Annotated in this window: 3 protein-coding genes; 1 reads left to right on the top strand and 2 read right to left on the bottom strand. The window is 32.5% G+C overall.

Annotated features, from left to right (window positions below; translation table 11 throughout):
- Together IDG60_RS09010 and IDG60_RS09005 are read right to left on the bottom strand one after the other, a co-directional pair.
- Positions 1-977: anthranilate synthase component I (locus IDG60_RS09010; RefSeq protein ID WP_206160632.1), on the bottom strand; the 977-nt coding region annotated here is incomplete at its 3' end.
- Between the two features lie 491 nt (positions 978-1468).
- Positions 1469-2500: a M42 family metallopeptidase gene (locus IDG60_RS09005; RefSeq protein ID WP_000433354.1), complete on the bottom strand. Its 1032-nt coding sequence runs from the start codon at positions 2498-2500 to the stop codon at positions 1469-1471.
- Positions 2501-2664: 164 nt separating this feature from the next.
- Between IDG60_RS09005 and IDG60_RS09000 the strand changes: the two genes are divergently transcribed.
- Positions 2665-3563, top strand: an 899-nt coding sequence (locus IDG60_RS09000; RefSeq protein WP_206160631.1) for a prephenate dehydrogenase, incomplete at its 3' end; no start/stop codon positions are given.

The raw sequence follows: 3563 nt of genomic DNA, 5'->3' as shown, positions 1-3563 counted from the left end.
CCTAAATCAACTAGCATACGATGTTCGCTGCATTCTTTTGGATCATTAAGTAGTTGTTTCATATTCTCATTATCTATTTGTGTCGTCTCACCACGTTGAATCGTACCTGCAATAGGATTAGTTGTTACAATTTGATCTTTGACACTTACGAAACTTTCGGGAGAACTACCGACAATATATGGTTGATCGATATTAAGATAATACATATATGGACTTGGGTTTTGTCGTTTTAAATTTTGATACAGTTGAAACGAAAGTTGATTTAAATGCTGACTAGCATGATGCGCATATTTGTAAATTCTTGATGGCACAACTTGGAACATATCCCCTTCTGTTATTTTCTCTTTGAAATACTGAATCATTTCGATAAATCTTTCTTCAGAAATATTTGATTGAATTTCTTTAGTTTTAAAATCAAAATCTTGTGTAGGCATGAATGGTTGGATTTTAGTTAAGTCTTCGATAGACTTATTAACTCGATTCTCAAGATCTGATTTTGTTGAATTTGAAAATTGATTCGTCGCGATGATATATAACTCATCTTTGTAATGGTCAAATACATAAACTTGTTCAACCATATATAACCTTACATCGTGCTGCTTGTGATCTTCTAATTGTATTGATTGCAATTTAGGAAATTCATGTCTTACTAAATCAAAGCTACACGTCCCAACATATCCAGATATAAACGGTAATGACTTAAGTTGCTCATCTTGAATATTATGGTAGTCTTCATTTATTTTAGTCGTTAAATAATGGTACGGTCTTTCAATGATTTGATACGATTCTTTTAAAGTGCTTACTGATAATACATCATTATCTAAAGTTAAAGTGCCATAAATATCAAAAATAACAACTGAATAGCGACCTTTAGTTTGTTGTTGATTTGTACTTTCCAAAATGATCTTCTTGGAATGAAGTTGTGCTAAAACTTCGGGCGTTACATTTGCTTTTATTTTTTTATAAAATATATCCATTCTATACGCTCCTTTCAAAAAAGCGCCAGCATCCTTATCAATATAAAGGACGCTGACGCGTGGTACCACCTAAATTAACCGAATATTCAAAATATTCATAGTTCACTCTTTACTATATATAATTTTTCTGTTGCAGACAAAACCCAATTTCATTAATCTCGGTGTTAGTTCACATCATCCACTAACTTTCTGTTGCTACCTTTAATTAACTACTACATTTTGTCTAAATAAAAAGACACCACATAACGCATATACCTGTAAGGACGCGTTACCGTGGTGCCACCTTAGTTAACATAATTCATGTTCACTTTCAAAACTCATTCAATTGTTTTCCAAAGTCCAATTCACAAGATATGGCGTGCTAATTCCCATCACCCATTAGCTTTCTATTTGCTACGTTTCATATCTGCTACTATTTCTTTAGAAAATTCTAATTATTTTTATAGTTCATTATATTACATAGGTCGTTCACATTTGTCAACACTAATTGTTTACTCAATTGGTGATAAGCAATATGCATATAGTAATTTCTCTGTCGCTTTAATAGAATCAATATGTGTTCGTTCCATTGCATGAGATGATTCAATGCCAGCGCCAAATAAACCATGTCTGATATCCGCACCAGCATGTAAAGCTGCTGAAGCATCTGAACCATAATATGGATATATGTCTACTTTATATGGAATGTTATTTATTTTGCAAAGATTAACTAGGTGCGATTTCAATTGCTTATGATATGGACCTGAAGCATCTTTGGCACAAATAGAAACTGTATATTCATCCGATGCTTGACCGTCTCCCAACGCGCCCATATCTAATGCAATATATTCTTTGATTTTCGAATCAATTGATGCATTTGCACCGTAACCTATTTCTTCGTTATTAGAAATATAAAATTGCGTTGTATGTGGTAATATTATTTGCTCTTCTTTTAATTTCTTTAGTAATTGTAGTATCATCGCTACGCTAGCTTTATCATCTAAATGACGAGATTTAATAAAACCTGATGACGTGATAACTGTACGTGGATCAAAGCTAACAAAATCACCTACTGAAATACCTAAACTCTTTGTATCTTCTTCTGATGTAGTTACTTCATCAATTCTTATTTCCATATGCTTTTGATCTCTAGGTATTTCATGATTATTTCTATATACATGAACACTTGTTTCATGCAGACAAATTGTTCCTGTATATATTTGACCAGCATCAGTTTTAATTTGGCAATATTCACCCTCAATCGCGTTATACGTGAATCCTCCAATTAATTCTATTGCTAAGCGACCATCTTCTTTAATTTCTTTAACCATTGCACCTAAAGTATCAACATGAGCAGTAATACAGCGTTGTACTTCATCATTTTTGCCTGGCACTGTTATTAATAACGCACCTTTATTTGTTAGTGTTGTTTGATAACCCAAGTCTTTTGCATATTTTTCGACAAATTGAATTGCTTCTTCTGTGTCTCCTGAAGGACTATTAATACCTGTTAATGTTTTAATCATTTCTAATATTGGTTCCATTGATTTACCCCTCCGTTGCCATTGTGTTACTATACTCTTTATTGTAGATGATTTATCTCCGTTTATCTATTAATGCTATTATCGATTTTTATTTACTATTGCACTGTGTCAACAGCTCATTTACAATGTTATTATTCTGAAAATTTCGAAATAAGGTGATTTATATGACAACAGTTTTATTTGTTGGACTTGGATTAATTGGTGGAAGTCTTGCTAGCAATATAAAATACCATAACCCTAATACTAATATTATTGCATACGATGCAGATACTTCTCAGTTAGATAAAGCTAAATCAATCGGCATTATTAATGAAAAATGTTTAAATTATAGTGAAGCTATTAAAAAAGCCGATGTAATTATTTATGCAACACCTGTTGCTATCACAAATAAATATCTTAGCGAGCTTATAGATATGCCAACTAAACCTGGTGTTATTGTTTCTGATACTGGTAGTACTAAAGCAATGATACAGCAACACGAATCCAATTTATTAAAGCATAATATTCATTTAGTCAGTGGTCATCCAATGGCTGGTAGTCATAAATCTGGTGTACTAAATGCTAAAAAGCACTTATTTGAAAACGCTTATTATATTTTAGTCTATAATGAGCCAAGAAATGAGCAAGCAGCAAACACGTTAAAAGAACTGTTATCACCTACTCTTGCTAAATTTATTGTAACTACTGCTGAAGAACACGACTACGTAACAAGCGTCGTAAGTCATTTACCTCATATCGTTGCATCTAGTTTAGTTCATGTTAGTCAAAAGAACGGTCAAGAACATCATTTAGTTAATAAACTTGCAGCTGGTGGTTTTCGTGATATCACTCGTATAGCTAGTAGTAATGCACAAATGTGGAAAGATATCACCTTGAGTAATAAAACGTATATTTTAGAAATGATTCGACAGCTAAAAAGTCAGTTTCAAGATTTAGAAAGACTAATTGAAAGCAATGATTCTGAAAAATTGTTATCATTTTTTGCCCAAGCTAAATCGTATCGCGACGCACTACCCGCTAAACAACTAGGTGGACTAAATACTGCGTATGATCTATATGTAGA

This window comes from Staphylococcus sp. EG-SA-2 (assembly GCF_017152085.1).
This window is presented reverse-complemented; position numbering and strand designations above follow the sequence as displayed.

Excerpts from the sequence above, each read along its gene's own strand:
- IDG60_RS09005 (WP_000433354.1), bottom strand. The coding sequence starts at position 2,500 with ATGGAACCAATATTAGAAATGATTAAAACATTAACAGGTATTAATAGT.